Annotated in this window: 1 pseudogene; it reads right to left on the reverse strand. The window is 60.9% G+C overall.

Annotated features, from left to right (window positions below):
• Positions 1-281, reverse strand: a pseudogene (locus FNJ47_RS46525) (acetyl-CoA carboxylase carboxyltransferase subunit alpha); the annotation flags it as partial.
• Positions 282-563: the final 282 nt, after the last annotated feature.

Here is a 563-nt window from a genome sequence, read left to right on the forward strand (position 1 = left end):
AATTGGCGGTCGCGGGCCATCGGCGGGAATTCGGTGATCAGGCCGCCGATGAAATCGGTGAAGTGCGGCCGCTGCGGATGCCGTGCCACCAGCGTCTTCTGCCACGGCGTCAGATTGGCATAGAGGTCAGTCAGCGCCTGCGCCGCCTTGTCCTCGATCCGCGCGACCTCGTCGCCGATGTCGCTGCCGCTTGCGGCAAGCGTGCGCAACTCGTCGATCTTGGATTCAAGCTCGGCGACGGGTTTTTCGAAGTCGAGATAGCTGCGCATCGGGTCGGGCATCAACTCAATATAGGGAGGAACGGTGCGAGGGGCGAAGCGGTTTTGGCGTAGAGAAGAGAAGTTTTGTAACTTCAATTGGTTAACGCGCATTCTGGCGGAATGCCCGCTTCGGGATCGCAGGCAGGTGACGCTCTTTCCGCGGAGACGAAGCGGAAGTCAAGGCGGATCAGGTGACGGTATCGATGTCCAGTAGGAGGCGCCGGACTTACTTCTCCGCCAGCGGATGCAGGTCGCGGACCAGGCTTTTCAGCCGCTCCTCGACCACCCAGATCTACACCCATG

Origin of the sequence: Bradyrhizobium uaiense, assembly GCF_010811875.1 — a bacterium.
Classification (GTDB): domain Bacteria; phylum Pseudomonadota; class Alphaproteobacteria; order Rhizobiales; family Xanthobacteraceae; genus Bradyrhizobium; species Bradyrhizobium uaiense.